21 protein-coding genes are annotated in these 17,520 nt (G+C 66.4%); 9 read left to right on the top strand and 12 right to left on the bottom strand.

Annotated features, from left to right (window positions below; translation table 11 throughout):
- Nucleotides 1–24: 24 nt before the first annotated feature.
- Nucleotides 25–753: a carboxymuconolactone decarboxylase family protein gene (locus ACTIF2_RS05385; protein ID WP_439496010.1), complete on the top strand. Its 729-nt coding sequence runs from the start codon at nt 25–27 to the stop codon at nt 751–753.
- Between the two features lie 11 nt (nt 754–764).
- Here the strand turns inward: ACTIF2_RS05385 and ACTIF2_RS05380 are convergent, their stop codons facing one another.
- Nucleotides 765–2,405, bottom strand: coding sequence for a GMC family oxidoreductase (locus ACTIF2_RS05380; protein ID WP_439496009.1), 1,641 nt, complete (start codon nt 2,403–2,405; stop codon nt 765–767).
- An 87-nt stretch (nt 2,406–2,492) separates the two neighbouring features.
- Here ACTIF2_RS05380 and ACTIF2_RS05375 point away from each other — a divergent pair, with 87 nt between their 5' ends.
- The 6 genes from ACTIF2_RS05375 to ACTIF2_RS05350 are packed head-to-tail and all read left to right on the top strand — an operon-like array spanning nt 2,493 to nt 7,219.
- Complete coding sequence (locus ACTIF2_RS05375) at nt 2,493–3,242, top strand: SDR family NAD(P)-dependent oxidoreductase (protein ID WP_439496008.1); 750 nt, start codon at nt 2,493–2,495, stop codon at nt 3,240–3,242.
- An 8-nt stretch (nt 3,243–3,250) separates the two neighbouring features.
- On the top strand, nt 3,251–3,721 hold the full coding sequence (locus ACTIF2_RS05370; RefSeq protein ID WP_439496007.1) for a heme-binding protein: 471 nt from the start codon (nt 3,251–3,253) through the stop codon (nt 3,719–3,721).
- Between the two features lie 52 nt (nt 3,722–3,773).
- A complete protein-coding gene (locus tag ACTIF2_RS05365) occupies nt 3,774–4,838 on the top strand; it encodes an ABC transporter substrate-binding protein (RefSeq protein ID WP_439496006.1) in 1,065 nt (354 codons plus the stop codon).
- Nucleotides 4,838–5,623 carry an ABC transporter ATP-binding protein gene (locus ACTIF2_RS05360; protein ID WP_439496005.1) on the top strand — a complete coding sequence of 262 codons (786 nt, stop codon included), beginning with the start codon at nt 4,838–4,840 and terminating at the stop codon, nt 5,621–5,623. Before ACTIF2_RS05365 ends, ACTIF2_RS05360 begins: the two co-directional genes overlap by 1 nt.
- Before the next feature lie 12 nt (nt 5,624–5,635).
- Nucleotides 5,636–6,466: an ABC transporter permease gene (locus tag ACTIF2_RS05355; RefSeq protein WP_439496004.1), complete on the top strand. Its 831-nt coding sequence runs from the start codon at nt 5,636–5,638 to the stop codon at nt 6,464–6,466.
- Nucleotides 6,467–6,490: 24 nt separating this feature from the next.
- The gene (locus ACTIF2_RS05350; protein ID WP_439496003.1) at nt 6,491–7,219 is read left to right on the top strand and encodes a carboxymuconolactone decarboxylase family protein; all 729 of its coding nucleotides are present in this window, start codon (nt 6,491–6,493) and stop codon (nt 7,217–7,219) included.
- 25 nt (nt 7,220–7,244) lie between these two features.
- Here the strand turns inward: ACTIF2_RS05350 and ACTIF2_RS05345 are convergent, their stop codons facing one another.
- From ACTIF2_RS05345 to soxY, 10 genes are all read right to left on the bottom strand, one after another.
- Entirely contained in the window at nt 7,245–7,538 is a 294-nt protein-coding gene (locus tag ACTIF2_RS05345; RefSeq protein ID WP_439496002.1) for an Rdx family protein, read from the bottom strand.
- A gap of 132 nt (nt 7,539–7,670) precedes the next feature.
- Nucleotides 7,671–8,060: a c-type cytochrome gene (locus tag ACTIF2_RS05340; RefSeq protein ID WP_439496074.1), complete on the bottom strand. Its 390-nt coding sequence runs from the start codon at nt 8,058–8,060 to the stop codon at nt 7,671–7,673.
- A gap of 98 nt (nt 8,061–8,158) precedes the next feature.
- A complete protein-coding gene (locus ACTIF2_RS05335; protein WP_439496001.1) occupies nt 8,159–9,436 on the bottom strand; it encodes an NAD(P)/FAD-dependent oxidoreductase in 1,278 nt (425 codons plus the stop codon).
- A 63-nt stretch (nt 9,437–9,499) separates the two neighbouring features.
- The gene (locus ACTIF2_RS05330; RefSeq protein ID WP_439496000.1) at nt 9,500–10,027 is read right to left on the bottom strand and encodes a DsrE family protein; all 528 of its coding nucleotides are present in this window, start codon (nt 10,025–10,027) and stop codon (nt 9,500–9,502) included.
- Between the two features lie 35 nt (nt 10,028–10,062).
- Nucleotides 10,063–10,365 (bottom strand): c-type cytochrome, encoded by a 303-nt coding sequence (locus tag ACTIF2_RS05325; protein WP_439495999.1) that lies wholly within the window; start codon nt 10,363–10,365, stop codon nt 10,063–10,065.
- A 44-nt stretch (nt 10,366–10,409) separates the two neighbouring features.
- Complete coding sequence (locus ACTIF2_RS05320; protein ID WP_439495998.1) at nt 10,410–11,234, bottom strand: c-type cytochrome; 825 nt, start codon at nt 11,232–11,234, stop codon at nt 10,410–10,412.
- The gene (gene soxC / locus ACTIF2_RS05315) at nt 11,218–12,489 is read right to left on the bottom strand and encodes a sulfite dehydrogenase (protein ID WP_439495997.1); all 1,272 of its coding nucleotides are present in this window, start codon (nt 12,487–12,489) and stop codon (nt 11,218–11,220) included. The genes ACTIF2_RS05320 and soxC overlap by 17 nt, the downstream gene beginning before the upstream one ends.
- A 46-nt stretch (nt 12,490–12,535) precedes the next feature.
- On the bottom strand, nt 12,536–14,233 hold the full coding sequence (gene soxB, locus ACTIF2_RS05310) for a thiosulfohydrolase SoxB (protein ID WP_439495996.1): 1,698 nt from the start codon (nt 14,231–14,233) through the stop codon (nt 12,536–12,538).
- A gap of 101 nt (nt 14,234–14,334) precedes the next feature.
- Nucleotides 14,335–14,664, bottom strand: a complete 330-nt coding sequence (gene soxZ / locus ACTIF2_RS05305) for a thiosulfate oxidation carrier complex protein SoxZ (RefSeq protein ID WP_439495995.1) — start codon at nt 14,662–14,664, stop codon at nt 14,335–14,337.
- 53 nt (nt 14,665–14,717) lie between these two features.
- Nucleotides 14,718–15,182: a thiosulfate oxidation carrier protein SoxY gene (gene soxY, locus ACTIF2_RS05300; protein ID WP_439495994.1), complete on the bottom strand. Its 465-nt coding sequence runs from the start codon at nt 15,180–15,182 to the stop codon at nt 14,718–14,720.
- A 216-nt stretch (nt 15,183–15,398) separates the two neighbouring features.
- Here soxY and soxA point away from each other — a divergent pair, with 216 nt between their 5' ends.
- On the top strand, nt 15,399–16,190 hold the full coding sequence (soxA, locus tag ACTIF2_RS05295) for a sulfur oxidation c-type cytochrome SoxA (protein ID WP_439496073.1): 792 nt from the start codon (nt 15,399–15,401) through the stop codon (nt 16,188–16,190).
- A gap of 13 nt (nt 16,191–16,203) precedes the next feature.
- On the top strand, nt 16,204–16,827 hold the full coding sequence (soxX, locus tag ACTIF2_RS05290; protein ID WP_439495993.1) for a sulfur oxidation c-type cytochrome SoxX: 624 nt from the start codon (nt 16,204–16,206) through the stop codon (nt 16,825–16,827).
- Between the two features lie 122 nt (nt 16,828–16,949).
- Here soxX and ACTIF2_RS05285 read toward each other — a convergent pair whose 3' ends face one another.
- A complete protein-coding gene (locus ACTIF2_RS05285) occupies nt 16,950–17,513 on the bottom strand; it encodes a thioredoxin family protein (RefSeq protein ID WP_439495992.1) in 564 nt (187 codons plus the stop codon).
- Between the last annotated feature and the right edge of the window lie 7 nt (nt 17,514–17,520).

The raw sequence follows: 17,520 nt of genomic DNA, 5'->3' as shown, positions 1-17,520 counted from the left end.
TCTGCCTGAAGGAGAGTTCAGCCCATGTCCGCCAGCACTGCCATGTCCGACAGCGCCGCCTTGTCCGAACGCCTGTCCGCCGTCCGCGCCAAGCGCGGCTATCTCTTGCCGCATCATGGCCTGATGGCGATCAGCGCGCCGGCCCTGCTCGACGCCTATGACGCGGCCTATACCGCGATCGCGCTGACCGACCGGACGCTGAGCCATCACGACCGCGAATTCGTCTGGCTCGCCATCCTGATCGCCACCGACGAAGCGATCGCGACGCATCATATCGCCAAGTTCAGGGCGGCCGGCGGAAGCGATGCCGAGGTCGAGGTGATCCTGACGCTGACCGCGCTGGCGCTCGGCTTCGAGGCCTATCGCTTCGTCGACAGGCACTGGCTGCCGCATCTGCCGGCCTGCCAGCCGAAGGCGAGCTATCTCGCGGCCTTGCGGCTGGTCGCGCAGGACGTGCCGATGCGCCTCGTGCACATGGCGGCTGCGGCGACCCATGCCTGCAAGGCGAACTGGGATGCGCTCGCGCTGCAGATCGTCGCCGCCTATGAGGACGGCGCCGCCGAGCTCGACCTCGCCGAGGCGCTGTCGCTGGCGATGTTCCCCGGCAGCGTGCCGCATTTCGTCGAGGCGGCGCGGGTCTGGCGGGAGCTGATTGCGGCCGGCAAGGTCGAGGCCTCCGAGCCGTTCCGGACCTGGGCGGCGATGTCGGGGCAGGGCGGCTTCGACGAGGCGGCCGCCGCGCAGAAGCGCTGAGAGGGGCGCCCTCACGACGTACCGAGGATGAAGTCGGCCGCGCGCTCGGCGATCATCATCGTCGGCGCGTGGGTGTTGGAACTGGGCATGCGCGGCATGATCGAGGCGTCGACGACCCTGAGGCCGGTCATGCCGCGAACGCGCAGATGCTGATCGACGACCGCCATCTCGTCCTCGCCCATCCTGCAGCTCCCGACCGGGTGGAAGACCGTGTCGGCAACCGTCCGCAGCCAGGCCTCGATCTCGGCGTCGCTGTTCACCGAGGGGCCGGGTGACAGTTCGGGGCCGCGATAGGCGTCGAAGGCCGGTTGCGCGAAGATGCGGCGCAGCGCCTTCACGCCCTCGCGCAGGACACGCAAATCGGTGGGGTCGGACAGGTAGTTCGGCCGGATGACCGGCGCGGCGAGCGGGTCGTTCGAGCGGATCGAGATCTCGCCGGTGCTGTGCGGCCGCAGCTGGTAGACATTGGCGAAGAAGCCGTGGCCGTCATGAGCGGTGGTGGCGCGCTTGATGAAGGGCAGTCGCAGCGCCGCCGTCGAGAGGCCGGGCAGGAAATGCGATTGCAGGTCGGGCTCGTCGAGCGCCGGGTCCGATTTCAGGAATGCGCCGGCCTCGAGCGGAAAGGACGAGGCCGGGCCGGTCTTGAAGAACAGGGCCTGAAGCAGCGCCAGCGCCGCCTTGTCGCCGCGCAGCGTGCCGTAAAGCGTGACCGGCGCGAGACAGGCATGCTCGACGCGGGCGAGCAAATGGTCCTGCAGGTTGCGGCCGACGCCCTTGAGCTCATGCAGCACCGGGATGCCGTGGCGCGTAAGGAGGTCGGGATCGCCGATGCCGGAATGCATCAGCGTGACGGGGGAATTGACCGCGCCGCTGGAGAGGATGACCTCGCATGTGGCGCGGTAGATGCGGCGCTCGCGCCCGACCAGCGCCTCGACCCCGACTGCGCGGCCGCCCTCGACGACGACGCGCAGCACATGCGCGCGCGGCTGGATCGTCAGGTTCGGCCGCGCCCGCGCGGGGTCGAGAAAGGCGCGCGCCGCGCTCCAGCGCTCGCCGTTGCGGGTGGTGAAGTCATAGCGGCCGACACCTTCCTGGCGGGGGCCGTTGAAATCGGGGTTGAATGGCAGTCCGGCTTCCTGGCCGGCGGCGACGAACGTATCGAACAACGGATTGGGCGTGTTCGGCCGCGAGATCGGCAAGGGACCGTCGCCGCCATGGAATTCGCTGGCGCCGCCCTGATAGGATTCCGAGCGCTTGAAGGCCGGCAGGACCTTGTCGAACGACCAGTCCGGCAGGCCGGCCTGCGCCCATGTGTCGTAGTCGAGCCTGGTGCCGCGGGTATAGACCATGCCGTTGATGGCGGACGAGCCGCCAAGCACCTTGCCGCGTGGCCAGAACAGGCTGCGATTGGCGAGGTTGGGCTCGGGCTCGGTCTTGTAGAACCAGTTCGCATAGCGGTTCCGCAGCAGGACGCCGGTCATCAGCGGGACGCGGAAGAGCGGATTCCAGTCACGCCCGCCGGCCTCGAGCAGCAGGACGCGGCGGCCGGCGGCCGAAAGGCGATTGGCCAGCACACAGCCGGCCGAACCCGCGCCCACGATGATGAACTCGTATTCCAAGCCCGCGCCTCCCAGCCCGCCTTTGACACTCATCTTGTTATTTGTTTATAACAAGAGGAACACTAGGGGAAGCGGCGCAGAAGCGCCGGTCGTGACACCTGAGCGGACGGGGAGTGACGGATGCGAGCGGGCACCGCTGCGCAGGATCTGACGGGGCAGGTCGCCCTCGTGACCGGCGGAGCGAGAGGCATCGGCGCCGCCATCGCGCTTGCGCTGGCCGAGTCCGGCGCCACCGTCTACGCCGCCGACCTGCTGCCGACGGACGAGGTGGTTTCAGAGATCGCGAAAGTCGGCGGCGCGGCGCATGGGCTCGCCCTCGACGTCACCGACCGCGAAGGCTGCGCAACGGCGGTGCGCTCGATCGTCGAAGCGCAGGGGCGCCTCGATATCCTGGTCTGCAATGCTGGCATCTGCCCGCCCGGCGAGGTCGCCGGCGACTGGGCCCAGTGGGACCGGGTCATCGACGTCAATATCAACGGGGTGCAGAGCTGCATCGCCGCCGCCTGGGACCACATGGTCTCGCGGAACTATGGGCGCATCGTGCTGGTGAGCTCGATGGCCTTCTATCAGGGTGGCGTCATCGTCGGCACGGAATATTCCGCATCCAAGGGCGCGGTCGCGGCGATGACCCGCCATATCGCCCGCAATGGCGGGCCCCATGGCATTCTCTGCAACGCCGTGGCGCCGGGCGTCATCGCGACAGAAATGACCTCCTCGTTCTCCAAGCCCGATCTCGGCGCCATCCCGTTGCGCCGGATCGGAACCGCGCATGACGTCGCCGGGCCGGTGCGGTTCCTGTGCGGGCCCGATGCGGCCTACATGACCGGGACCATCCTGAACGTCACTGGCGGGATCGTGCTCGCAGCTTAGGAACCGGGATGACGGCTCACCACATCAGCGCCAAGGCCCTGATCGAAAACGACGAGCGGTTGCTCGCCAGGCTGCCGCTCGACGGCCGGACCCTGCACGATCTCGCGCTGGTGCTGCTGAAGCGTGCGCCGGCTCCGATCTGCGTCAAGATCGTGTTGGGGCGGCGGACCGTCGCGATGCTGGCGCAGGACGGCACGAATGGCGACAATGAGCGCTTCCTCGATCGCAAGCTCAACACCGTGTTCAATTGCGGGCACAGCTCGCTGTGGTGGTTCCACCATCTGCGCGGCACCGGGCGCACCTTGGCCGATGTGAGCTGGGCCGATCCGGCGGAGGTGATCGACATGGGCGGCGGCGTGCCGCTCCTGGCCCATGGCCAGGTCGTCGGCGCAGTCGCGATCTCGGGCCTGCCGCATGAGGACGACCACGCGCTAATCATCGCGGCCGCGGCCGAGGTGGTGGAGGCGGCGCAGCCATAGTTCTCGCCAAGACATTTCTTGCCACGACTCGAAAAGAAAAGGGGATCAGACAATGGAACGGAGCATTTCTCGTCGTAGCGCCCTCAAGGCCGCCGGGGCCCTGACGGCAGCGACCTTCACGCCGAATCTCGTCCATGCGCAGAGCGCGGTGCCGGAGCTGACGACCTTGCGCTCGACATCGAAGTCCTGGCTCTGGGCGGCCGAGGACTACGCCACGGCGGGCGGCTTCTTCACGGAGGCCGGCGTCAAGGTGAACTCGAACGCCTCGAACCGCGGCACCAATATCGCTGCGCTCCAAGGCGGCGGGGTCGACATCGTGCTGGGTGATCCGGGCGAGGCGCTGCGCGCGCGCGGCCAGAACCTGCAGATCCGCGTGATCGTGGCGACGGTGAACCGCTATGCCAGCCATGTCCTGCTGAAGAAGGACATTCTCACCAAGCTCGGCGTCGACGAGAAGTCGCCGATCGAGAAGAAGATCGCCGCGCTCAAGGGCCTGAAGCTGGGCACGACCGGCCCCGGCGCCGCGCCCGACGCGCTGTTCCGCTATCTCGCCTCGCTCGGCGGCCTCGATCCCAACCGCGATTTCCAGCTCGTGCCGATCCAGGGTGGCGGCCCGGGCGTTCTCGCCGCCCTCGAGAAGAACGTCATCGAGGGGTTCTGCCTGTCCTCTCCGACGGCCGACATGGCGGTGCAGCGCCAGAACTGCGACTATCTGTTCCAAATGGCGCTCAACCCGCCGCCGGCCATGGCCGAGGTCCAGTACATCGTCGCCTCGGCGGGCGAGGCCACGATCGCCAGCAAGCGCGACGCGCTCGTGCGCTATTGCCGCGGCATCGCCCTCTCGCTGCGCTCGATCAACAAGGAGCCGGAGAAGTTCAAGGCCTGGGCCAAGGTCTGGTTCGAAGGCCTCGACCCGGCGATCTTCGAGACCGCCTTCGCCAATAACGGCGCGATCTATTTCGGCGACCCGACGCCGAAGCGGGAGCTGTTCGACCGCAATATCCAGTTCATCAACACGGTGAACAGCAAGATGGGCGCCGAGGCGCTGCCCACCTCGCTCACCTTCGAAAACGTCGTCGACCCTTCGCTGGCCGAAGCGGCGCTGAAGGGGCTGTGATGGTCGCTGCCGCCATCAGCGTCGAGGGCGTCGACAAGCGCTATATCGGGCGCGGCCGCGAGGTCGTCGCGCTCGATCGCGTCTCGCTCACCATCGAGGAGGGCGAGTTCGTCGCCTTCGTCGGCCCGTCCGGCTGCGGAAAATCGACGCTGCTCAACATGATCGCGGGCATCATTCCGATGACCTCGGGCGCGATCGTGCATAACGGGCAGCGCGTCACCGCCATCAACCGCAATGTCGGCTACCTGACCCAAGCCGACAGCGTCCTGCCCTGGCGCACCGTCGAGCAGAATATCGGGCTGCCGCTCGAATATCGCGGCGTCGCGATGGCCGAGCGGCGCAAGCGCGTCGAGGAGATGCTCGAGCTCGTCGACCTGAAAGGCTTCGGCAAGGCCTTTCCGAAGGAGTTGTCGGGTGGCATGCGCAAGCGCGTTGCGCTGGCGCAGATGCTCGCCTACGGGCCCGAAACGCTCCTGATGGACGAGCCCTTCGGGGCTCTCGATGCGCAGCTCAAGCTCGTCATGCAGCAGCAATTGCTGCGCATCTGGCAGGAGCAGAAGAAGACCATCGTCTTCGTCACGCACGACCTGGCCGAGGCGATCGCGCTCGCCTCGCGGGTGATCGTCTTCTCCGGCCGCCCCGGCCGGATCAAATATGTCGAGGACATCCCGATTCCCTATCCCAGGGACGTCTTCAAGGTTCGCTTCCTGCCGGCTTTCGAGGCGGCCTATGACAATCTCTGGCGCGAACTCTCCCCCGAGATCGCCAAGGGCGAAGACCTGTGATCGGGGATGACCATGCAAATCGATGAAAGCGCCGTGATGGGCGGACGGGCGCCGGCTTCGCAGGCGGTCAGGGATTTCGAGACGGGGCTGCGCCGGCGCAAGGTCATGGTGATCGTCTCGCAGGTGGCCTTCGGCGTCGTCTTCCTGGCCTTCTGGCAATGGGCCTCGGGGCGGCTGATCGACCCGTTCTTCGTCTCGTCGCCATCGCTGGTGTTCGGCAAGCTCTATACCTGGCTGCTGAACGGCGAGCTCTTCCACCATCTCTCGATCACGCTCTACGCCACCGCCATCGGCTTCGTCATAGGCTCGGCGATCGGCTTCGCGCTCGGCCTGCTGTTCGGCAAATTCGCTTTCCTCGCCGAGGTCATGGATCCCTATATCACGGCGCTCTACAGCATCCCGAAGCTGGCTCTGGCGCCGCTCTTCATCATCTGGTTCGGGATCGGCATCGAATCGAAGATCGCCGTCTCGGCCTCGATCGTCTTCTTCGTGGTCTTCCTCAACACCTATTCGGGGGTGCGCGAGGTCAATCCGCTCTATATCCATGCCACGCAGATCATGGGCGCGTCGCAATGGGCGGTGATGCGGACCGTGATCATCCCCTCCGCCACGGCCTGGGTGATCACCGGCCTCAAGGTTTCGGTGCCTTACGCCCTGGTCGGCACGGTGATCGGCGAGTTCATGTCGTCGAACCGCGGCATCGGCTTCATCATCGCCCAGGCGACCGGCCTGTTCGACACCAATTCGGTCTTTGCCGGCATCCTGGTGCTGGCGGTCGTTGGCGCGGTGATCAACAGCATCCTGAAGCGGGTGGAAGGCTGGCTGCTGCGCTGGCGCGGCTGAGACGAGGATGGATCAGGACGCCGCATGACCGAAATCCGTTCCGACGACGAAGCCGAGCTCCGGGACCTGCGCGAGCGCATCGAGGCGCTGCGCCGCAAGCGCGGCTTCCTGCTGCCGCATCACGGCGCCATGGCGCTTGGCGCGCCGGATCTCCAGGACGCCTATTTCCGCATGTATGCGGCGCTGACCCAGACTGATCGGCATCTGAGCGCCTTCGAGCGCGAGACCGTCTGGCTCGCCGTCCTGATCGCGGCGAAGGAAGCGATCGGCACGCATCATGTCGAGCTGTTCTTCGCCGCCGGCGGAACGCAGGCCCAGGCCCGGCAGATCACGCGTCTCTCTGCGTTTGCCATGGGCTCGCAGGCCTATGCCTTCATGGATTCCCATTGGAGCGGGCCGTTCCCGGAGCTCGCGGGCAACGAAGCCTACAGCGCGGCCTTCGACGCGCTGCTGGACGAGAAGCTATTGCCCGGCGGATTGTGCCATCTGGCGATGGCGGCGCTGCACGCGACGCTCGGCCGGCCATGGGGGCTGGCTGCCCATATCGAGGCGATCTACCGGCGCGGCGTTGCGGAAGATGCGCTGGTCGAGGCGCTGAGCCTGATCATGTGGCCGGTCGGGGTGAACCATTTCCTCGACGCCTGCGGCGTCTGGACGGACCTGATGGCGAGCGGCCGCGTCACGCCCTCGCCGCGCTACCGGATCTGGGCCGAGACCCCGCGCCAGGGCGGGCACAGCTTCGAGACATCCTGAGACGTGGCCCAGGCGGCCTGACGGCTCAGGCGTAGCTCTTGTCGAGATGGCCGAGGTCGCGGCTGGGATCGAGCCGGTCCCTGACGCGCTGCTTCAGCGCCTTCACGTCCGGAAAGCCGCCTTCGTCCTTGCGGTCCCAGATCAGGGCGCCGTCATAATGGATCTGGAAGATGCCGCCCGTGCCGGGGCGAAGCGCGACCTCGCCGAGATCGGCGCCGAAGGTCGAGAGCAGCTCCTGCGCCATCCAGGCCGAGCGCAGAAGCCAGTTGCACTGGGTGCAGTAGGTGATGGCGATGCAAGGCGGCTTGTGATCCGACATGGCTGCGACCTCGTCACGCGAGCAGGAAATTCTGCCCTGCGACGGGATCGCCGCAGGGCACTCGCAGGGGTCTTGCCAAAATAACGTTGCCGGAACAAGCCGCGCGAGGCTGGGCCGCTTGAGCGACCCGCCTCACATCTTCTTGCCGTCCTTGCCGAACTGCTTGAGGTATGCGGTCAGGTCGGCAATTTCCTTCTCATTCTTGATGCCGGCGAAGACCATCTTGGTGCCGGGGATCTTGGCGCGCGGGTCCTTGATGTATTCGGCGAAGACGGCGTCGTCCCAGGTGATGCCGGAGTTCTTGTTGGCGTTGGAGTAGCTGTAGCCCTCGATGGAGCCGGAGTGACGGCCAAAGAGGCCGTTCAGGACCGGCCCGACGCCGTTCTTGGCCGTCTCGCCGAGCTGATGGCAGGCCCGGCACTTGTTGAAGGAGCGCTCGCCGGCCGCGACGTCCTGGGCTTGGGCCGAATGCCCGAACATGACGGCGGTGGTCAGGAGCGTGGCGCAGGCGATGGCTTTCATCATGTTTCCTTCGTCGTCTTAATGCCGCCGCGCGAGATCGGCGGCCAGTCTGAAATCAGAATGCTTCTAACCGGAGATTCCGCCAACCGTGTGAACGATCATGTGAACATGTCGGCGGTGATGCCGGCATACCAGCCGATGTTCTCGGCCTGGGTCTGCTTGCGGACCTCGTCGCTTTCGCCCGGCTGCGAGATGAAGGTCTCGGTGGCCGCGATCTTGCCGTCCTTGGGTTCGTAGCGGCCGCCGACCTTGATCGCGTCGTCGGTGTCGACCAGGCTCCAGCAGGTGTTGACATAGCGCGCCGGGAAGGTGCGGGCATCGGTCAATTCGCCGCGGATGACCATTGCCGCGACCTTGGCGTGGCTATTGGCCGAGAAGGCCGATTTCGGCATCTCGCCGGCGATGCAGGCGTCGCCGAGCACGAAGATGTTGGGGTCGGCGGCCGACTTCATCGTGGCGGGATCGATGGTGCAGTAGCCACCGGCCGGTGCGAGTCCAGCCTCGCGCGCGATCGCCCCGGCCATCTGGGCCGGGATGACATTGACGAAGGCGCAGTTCCTGTAGGTCTCGAAGCCGGTGACGACCGAATTGGTCTTGGGGTCGACCGACTTGATGCCGTCATGCACCTTCGGCCCCAGCCACTCGATCATCGTGCCGTAGCGCTTCTCCCAGTCGGGCTGGAACAGGCCCTGCTTGGAGAAGCTGTCCTTCGGGTCGAGGATGACGATCTTCGCCTGTTTCTTGCCGGCCTTCATCAGCGCATGGGCGAACATCGAGGCGCGTTCATAGGGGCCGGGCGGGCAGCGATAGGGGTTCGGCGGGGCGATCATCACGATCAGGCCGCCATCGGGGACCTGGTCGAGTCGCTCCTTGATCAGCTGGGTCTGCCGGCCGGGCTTCCAGCCATGCGGCATCGCCTCCTCGACCTCCTTCGACCAGCCCGGCACGGAATCGTATTTGAGGTCGATGCCGGGCGAGAGCACGAGCCGGTCATAGGGCAGGCGCTCGCCGGTGGAGAGCACGACCTCCTTCTTGTCGCGGTCGATCGCGGTGGCGCGGGCACGGGCGAGCGTGATGCCGTGGTTCTTCACCAGCGCGTCATAGCCATGGACGATCTCGTCATAGCTCTTGAAACCGCCGACATAGAGGTTGGAATGGAAGCAGGTCTGGTAGCGCTCGTTCTCCTCGACCAGAGTCACGGCGATCGCGCCGTTGGAGTCCTTGGCGATGTAGCGGGCGGCCGTCGCGCCGCCTGCGCCGCCTCCGACGACGACGACGCGCGGCTTGGCTTGGCTGAGGACGGCGGGGGCGCCAAGGGTGGCGGCACCGGCCAGCGTCAGACTGGATAGAACCAGTGAGCGGCGATCGATCAGCATGTCTCTCTCCCCCTTGTTGTCGTTGGAACCGGTGCGAATGATGCCGGCAGGCCTCGCTGGGGCCTATCCGACCTTGATGTAGCCAAAGCCCTTGGCCTGCAGCGCCGCGACGGCGGCCACGCCCGACGGCACGAAGCTGATGAACTCGGCGCTGCGTGCCCTGGCCTTGTCGATCTTCAGGCGGCTGAAGGTGATCTCGCAGAGATGGATCTTGAGGCCGTTCTTGGCGACGTCCTCGATCCTCTCATGGAGCTTCGGCTCCATCGTCTCGCCCTGCCAACTCGTGCCTGTGAAGCTGTCCAGGAAGAACTTGACGCCGGGCCCGTGTGCGACGACGGCGAGCTGCAGGGCGAACGGATCGGCGCCATAGGCCGAATAGTGGTTCGAGATGTTGGTCAGCATCTGTGTGAAACGCTGCGGATCGCCGAAATCGCAATGATAGAGGCAGGCGACATCGGCCTCCTTCTGCAGGTCCGCGAGCTTGAGCTCGCGCGGGCCGGCGAGGGCGGGTGTCGAGGCGGCGGCAGCAAGGCCGGCGGCCGCCGTCAGGAGCATGGCGCGACGGGTGGTCTCGTCAGATGGCTGCGGCATCAAGGCCTCCCTGCATTCCTCGCCGCCTTCGCGGTCTATGGGCTTGGTCGCAGGCTGCCGAAATAGGCAGCGAGCGCCTCGATCTCGTCTTGCGTGAAGCGCCCGGCGATGGCGCGCATCACCGGGTTCTCGCGCTGCTGGTCCTTGTAGGAGCCCATCAGCGCGACGAATTGGTCCGGCGGGACACCGACGATGGCCGGAATCCCACCCGTCACGCGCCCGCTGAGCTGGTGGCAGGCCGTGCATTCCGAGGCGAGGTGCTCGCCCAGCGCCCGGTCGCCGACCGCATGCGCGCCAAGCGTCGAGCCCGCCAGCGCGAGGCCGGCCAGGGCAACCATCGCCATCCGCGACCGGCGGCCCGAGATGGCGCGGCCTCGAGCCATCAATCGACCTTCGGCGCCGTCTTGGAGTCGGGCGTCACGTCGAGCACGGTCGCGCGTCCGGTGATCTTCACCTCGCTCTTGCAGTTCTTCATGCAGGGCTCCTTGCCCCAGAAGGCCTTTTCCGTGGATTCGCGGTCGTCGTCGTAGAAGGCCGCGGCGTTCGGCAGTTTGACGCTGGAGAAATTCTTATCAGAAAGCTCGAATTCCTCGTCCTTCACGATGTCGTTAAGGTAGAGCAGATAGGCCGTGAGCGCGTAGGTGTCGTCCGGCGACAGCGACTGGGCGTTGCCATAGGGCATGGCCCGGCGGATGTAGTCGTAGACCGTCGAGAGATCCGGCCAGAACGAGCCGATCGTCTTCTCCGGCCGGTCGGCGGTCAGGCTGCCCTGGCCGCCCGCCAGCACCGGCCAGCGGCCGTTGCCCTGGCCGAACTCGCCATGGCAGCTCGCGCATTGCGCCTGGAAGAGCTCGTCGCCCTGTTTCACCGTGCCCTTGCCGGGCGGCAGGCCCATGCCGTCGGGCCGCACATCGATGTCCCAGGCCTTGATCTCCTCAGGCAGGGCCTGGCGGCCGAGGCCGAGCTTGGCGTGGCCGGCGGGCGCGGCCGCCTGCTGCTGCGGCTTGGCCGGTGCCTGCTTCTGCGGCTGCGCGATCAGCGGCCCGGCGCAGATGATCGCGAGAGCGGCTGCGAGAGCCGGGAGCGCGACCCGTGCCGTCATCGCGAGCGAAGCGAAGCGATCCAGCCGCTGCGAGCCACGGCCCCTGGATTGCTTCGTCGCTTCCGCTCCTCGCAATGACGTGTACGTCTCAACCGATTTCGACATTCTCGGTCTCCCCGTTCGCACGGACATGCCAGGTCTGAATGCCGTTATTGTGGTAGATGGAATTGACGCCGCGCACCTTGCGCAGCTCGCCCTTGGTCGGCTGGACATAGCCGGTCGAATCCATGGCGCGCGACTGGATCAGCAGCTCCTGCCCGTCCCAGTCGAAATCGACATAGAAGCGGGTCAGGGACTTATCGAGGACCGGCCCGTCGATGCGGGCGCTCTGCCAGTTCCTGCCGCCGTCGAGCGTGACGTCGACGCGCCTGATGGTGCCGCGGCCAGACCAGGCGAGGCCGGAGAGCACGTTGCGGCCCTTGTGCTTCAGCGGCGCCTGCGGTGAGGGGTTCGTCACCACCGATTTGGCATCCATGATGAAGGTGAAGCGCCGCGAGCGGCCATCAGCCAGCAGATCGGTGTATTTCGAGGTCTCCTCGCGTGCCATCCAGGGCTGGTCGCCGACCTCGATGCGCCGCAGCCACTTGACCCAGAGGTTGCCCTCCCAGCCCGGGATGACGGCGCGCAGCGGATAGCCCTGCTCGGGGCGCAACGCTTCGCCGTTCATGGCGAAGGCGATCAGCACGTCACCGAGCGCCTTCTCCAGCGGCAGCGAGCGATTCATGCCGGAGGAATCGGCACCCTCCAGCATCAGCCACTTGGCATTGGGCTTCAGCCCGGCCTCCTCGAGCAGTGCCTTCAGCGGCACGCCCGTATACATGACGTTATGGACCATGCCGTGGGTGAACTGGCAGCCGTTGAGCTGGGCGCCGCGCCACTCCATGCCGGAATTCGCCGCGCATTCGAGGAAATAGACGCGGTTCTGCCGCGGCATGCGCCTGATGTCTTCCATGGTGAAGACCAGCGGCTTGTCGACCAGGCCGTGGATCATCAGCCGGTGCTGGGCCGGCTCGATATCGGCGATGCCGCCATGGTGGCGCTCGAAGCAGAGACCGGACGGAGTGATGATGCCGTCGAGCTCGTGCAGCGGCGTGAAATTGACCGAGGATTCCGGCGAGGCCGTCAGCCAGGAGACGTCGCGGCGGATGACATGCTTCTCGTGGCGCGACGGCGTGCCATAGGGGCGCTTGTCGACGCCTTCGCCGAGATAGCGGCTCCAGTCCTGAACCTCGGTGATCAGCGGGTCGGGTGCTTCCGCGCGGGCGCCGGCGGCCGAGGCGGCCAGCCCCGCGCCAGCCATTCCGGCCGCACTGAGGAAGCGGCGCCGGCTCAGGCTTTCGCGGTTGCGGGGGGAGGTCATGCGGGCGAATTCCTCTTGATTGGGAGCGGTGTTCAGGCAGCCTAGGTCAGGCGCCCGTCACCTTGACGGCGTCGTTCGGCTTGATCGCGATGGTCTTGGCTTGCGCGACATGGTCGCGGACCACGCCCCAGATCGGCGGTCCTTGCGTGCCCTCGTTGACGCTGGCCCAGCCGGCGACGACATATTTGCGGGAGGCGTCGATCGGCTTGCCGGACTTCAGGTGCGTCAGCCCGGAGATGCGGCTGCCCATCGGCTTGCCGATATCGATGGCGTAGCCCATGCCGCCGATGCGGACCATGTCGCCGCCGCCCTGGAAATAGGGGTCGGGGTGGAAGATGTTGTCGGCGACATCCTCGAGGATGTCCTTGAGCTGGGCGCCGGTCATCTCGTTGCGATAGCAGTTGGGATAGGTGATCGCGGTGGCGTTGGTGATCGCCTCCCAGGTGATCGGCTCGCCCGGCAGCAGCGTCCCGCCCCAGCGGAAACCGGGCGAAAGCGCGATCTCGGCATCGCGCTGCTCGAGCATCGCGTCGCAGATCAGGTCGTCGAAGGTGCCGTTGAAATTGCCGCGCCGGTAGAGCAGGGAGTCCGTGCGGCCGATCTCCTTCGCAAGCTCTGCGGCATAGGGCGCGCGCAGCTTGGTCACGAGCGCCGCCATCTCGGCGTCGGGCGCGATCGCGTCGGCGAAGACCGGCATCAGCTTGAAGCGGATATCGGCGACCTTGCCGTCCTTCACCGCGATATCGAGCCGCGACAGGAACTTGCCATGCGAGCCCGAGGCGACGAGTGCCGTCTCACCGACGCGGACGATGCCGGGCATGGCGTCATGGGTGTGGGCGGTCAGGATGACGTCGAGGCCCTTGACCCGCGAGGCCAGCTTCTTGTCGACGTCGAAGCCGTCATGCGAGAGCAGGACGACGATGGCGGCGCCCTCGGCACGTGCCTCCTCGACCTGCTTCTGGATCTCCTCCTCGCGGATGCCGAACTCCCAGTCGGGGAACATCCAGCGCGGATTGGCGACGGCGGTGCGGGGCAGCGCCTGGCCGATCACCGCGACCTTGACGCCGCCCTTCTCGAAGAGCTTGCGCGGCGGGAAGACCGGCTCGTTCCACTCCTTGTCGCGAATGTTCTGGGCGAGGAAGGCGAAGGACGCGCTCTCTGCGATCTCCTTGACGCGCTCGGCGCCGAGCGTGAATTCCCAGTGGCCGACCATCGCGTCGGTCTTCAGCGCCGACATGACGTCGACCATGTCCTGACCCTTGGTCTGGAGCGCGCTCCAGCTGCCCTGCCAGGTGTCGCCGCCGTCGAGCAGCAGCACCTTGTCGTCGCCGCGCTCGGCCCGGACCGCCTTGACCAGGGTCGCGATACGGTCGAGCCCACCCATCCTGCCGTATTGGCGCGCGAGCGTCGTGAAATCGTCGGAGGTCAGCGCGAAGGCGTCGGCCGAGCCGGTCGCGATCCTGAAATGCTTACGAAACTCGGCGTCGGTCAGGTGCGGCGGCTGGCCCTTGGCCTCGCCGACGCCGAGATTGACCGAGGGCTCGCGGAAATGCAGCGGCACGAGCTGGGCGTGGATATCGGTGACATAGAGCAGCGTCACGGTGCCGAGCGGCTCGAAGCGCAGGATGTCGGCCTGGCTCAGCCGCTGCTGCGCGGCTACGCGCCCGAGCGGGCCGAGGCCGGAGGAGGCTACGAGCGCCGCCGCCGCCGAGGTCGCCTGCAGAAAATCACGCCGTGAGATCATGATCCATCCCTAGGGCGGCACGCAGCCGCCCCCGCACGGAGCCGGGACCCCGCCTGATTGCTTCGATTGCGTGTCGCTGGCCGGTGCGCGGCCAGCGCTGTTCAGCCGACCGTCAGCTTGTTCTTGGCGGTGTATTCGGAGCCGTCGTCATCCTTCCAGGTGAAGGTGAACTCGCCCGATTCCGTCGCCTTGAAGAAGAAGGACTGGTAGGGATTCGCCGAGATCGCCGGGTGCCAGTCGGCGGAGAAGACCGGCTTGCCGTTGAAGCTCGCGCTGAACTTGTTGAGGATCTTGCGCGGGATGGTCTCGCCCTTCGCGTCCTTGCGCTGGCCCGATTCCATCTCGTGCGAGATCAGCGTCTTGATCTCGATCATCTCGCCGGCGGCGGCCTTGGCCGGAACGCGGACCCGCGGGGTCGGTTTGGTGCTCATGGGTGTTTCCTCACCTTGATCTTGTCGTCGTCGCGATTCTGGGCGCGACCGTGTCAGCCGCCGCAGCCGCCGATCGTGACCTTCACATTGGCCTTGGCCATGTGCAGCGTGCCGTTCGACATCTCGGCGACGCAGACGATGTTCTGGGTCTGGGCGAGGCGCATGCGGGTGGCGGCCGAAGCCTTGCCGCAGGCCGGGGTGAAGCCGTAGCTGACGATGCCCGGCAGCGGGTTGCCGTCGGCATAGACATGCACGGCCTTGACGTAGTCGGCGTCCGTCATCGGGCTCTCGACTTCGATATTGATCGGGACGACGAGGCCGTTCTCGGCGATCTCGGGCACGTCGAGCTTGATCTTGCCCTCGGCGAAGGCCTTGTCGCCGTAGAGCTTCTTCAGCTCGGCCGCGACGGATTTCTCGTCCGCGAGCGCGAGTTTGGCGCCGAGCAGGCTCGCCATGGCGGCGAAGGCGCCGGCCTTCAGGGCGCTACGCCGCGACAGCCCCACATGCTGAAAATCCATTCCGGCATCCTCCCTGGAATTATTCTGGTTTGCTCTTGACGACGCGACCGTCCGTCGCACATCATTTCGACATATCGTGATATTGTTTTTTGTGAATGTAAAGGCTTTCCAAGCGAGGAAGCCGGAACCGAAAGTCGCACGAAGCGGCTCGCTGGGGAAACGAAAGGGCAGGGCATGAAGTTCTCTGTGATCGGCGCGGCGGTGCTCGCCGCGGCCATGACGCTCGCGGCCGGGCATCTCACCGCGCAAGCGCCGCCGCAGGACGACAGCGAGAAGGAGATCGAGCGCTATCGCCAGATGCTCTCGGACCCGTTCTCGAACCCGGGCTATCTCGCAGTCGACCGCGGCGAACAGCTCTGGGCCGAAGCGCGCGGCACGAAGAACGTCTCGCTGGAGGGCTGCGATCTCGGCGAAGGGCCGGGCAAGCTCGAAGGCGCCTATGCAAGGCTGCCGCGCTATTTCACCGATGCCGACAAGGTCATGGACCTGGAGCAGCGCCTGCTCTGGTGCATGGACAAGGTCCAGGGGCTCGACACCAAGGACGTGCTGACGCGGCGCTTCTCGGGGCCGGGACGCGCCTCGGACCTCGAGGACCTGACCGCCTTCGTCGCCAACAAGTCGAACGGCATGAAGCTCGAGCCGCAGCTCAAGCACGCCAAGGAGATCGAGATGGCGGCTGTCGGCGAGGAGCTGTTCTTCCGCCGCGGCGGCGTCATGGATTTCTCCTGCGCCACCTGCCATGCCGAGGAGGGCAAGCGCATCCGCCTACAGGGCCTGCCGAACCTCTCGGTCAAGGGCGAGACGGCACAGGCGACGATGGCTTCCTGGCCGACCTACCGGGTCTCGCAGAGCGCGCTCCGGACGATGCAGCACCGGCTCTGGGACTGCTATCGCCAGCAGCGCTGGCCGGTGCCGGATTTCGGCTCCGACAGCCTGACTGCGCTCACGCTGTTCCTGAACAAGCAGGCAGCGGGCGGTGAGCTCAACGTGCCTTCGATCAAGCGCTGAGAGGACGGAACCGATGATCAAGTCAGCTTTCGCCTTCCTCCTCCTCGGCTCGGTTGCGCTTTGCGCGCAGGCCCTCGCACAGGACAAGCCCGCCAAGCCGAGCCAGGCGGTGATCGAGGCCTATGTCAAATCGACCTTCGGCAAGGCCTCGCCGGAATGGCAGGCCCGCATCACGCCGGACGAATCGCTGGCGATGTGCAACCTGCATCGCAACCAGGTCTCGTCCGCCGATGCCGACGCGATCCTCAAGCGCGAGCTTGCCCGCGTCAGCTATCCGGCCGACGGCAAGTTCTTGGGCAGCTGGAAAGAGGGCTTCAAGGTCGCCAATAACGGCCGCGGCGGGCAGTTCTCCGATCCGCCGGGAACCGTATCGGGCGGCAACTGCTTCGCCTGCCACCAGCTCGACCCGAAGGAAGTCAGCTACGGCACGCTCGGGCCGAGCCTGGCGGCCTATGGCAAGGATCGCAAATACGATCCCGAGAGCATCAAGGAAGCCTATACCAAGATCTACAACTCGATGGCCGTCGTGCCCTGCTCGAACATGCCGCGCTTCGGCGTCAACAAGGTGCTCGACGAGCAGCAGATCAAGGACGTGATGGCCTATCTGTTCGACCCGGAATCGCCGGTGAACAAGTAGGGCACCTCTTCGTCATTGCGAGGAGCGTAAGCGACGAAGCAATCCAGGGGATGTAGAGCGAAACCCCTGGATTGCTTCGCTGCGCTCGCAATGACGGTTGGCGAGGGACCTGCCTGCCCCTCTCACGCCCCCTGCTTCTTCAGCCAGTCCGGAAACGGCGTGGCCTCGTAGCCCTTCTCGCGCACATAGCGGAACATGGCGAGGAACTCGCGCGGCTCGAGCAGGCCGGGCATGCGGGCGACCTCGCGGGCTTGCGGCTTGCGCTGCGCCAGTCCCGCGGCGCTTTCCGGCATGAACTGGATCGTCGGCGTGAAGCGCACGCCATAGGCTTCGCCGAGCGCCTTCTCGCCGAGCTTGCGCCCGTCGAAATCGGTGACCTCGCGGGCGCCGATATGGTTGAGGTGCAGCACTTCGAAATTCGCCTTGATGTAGCTCTCGATCGCCGGGTCGGCGAGATGCACCTCATGCATGCGGCGGCAGGCCGGGCAGCCCTTCAGTCCCCACATCACGGCGAGCCGCTTGCCGTTGCGCGTCGCGGTCTCGACATCCTCGGTGAGGTCGAGGAAGCTCTCGAGATACCAGTCGAGCTGATAGAGCCCGTCTTCGCCCAGCTTCGCGGCGGCGAGCGCCGGCACCGCGAAGGGAGCGGCGAGGGCGGAGGCGATCAGTGCGCGCCGGTCGAGCATGGGTCTC

The sequence above is a fragment of the Allobosea sp. genome (assembly GCF_051860145.1).
GTDB lineage: Bacteria > Pseudomonadota > Alphaproteobacteria > Rhizobiales > Beijerinckiaceae > Allobosea.
The sequence above is the reverse complement of the archived record's forward strand: the minus strand, read 5'-3'. Positions and strand labels throughout refer to the sequence as shown.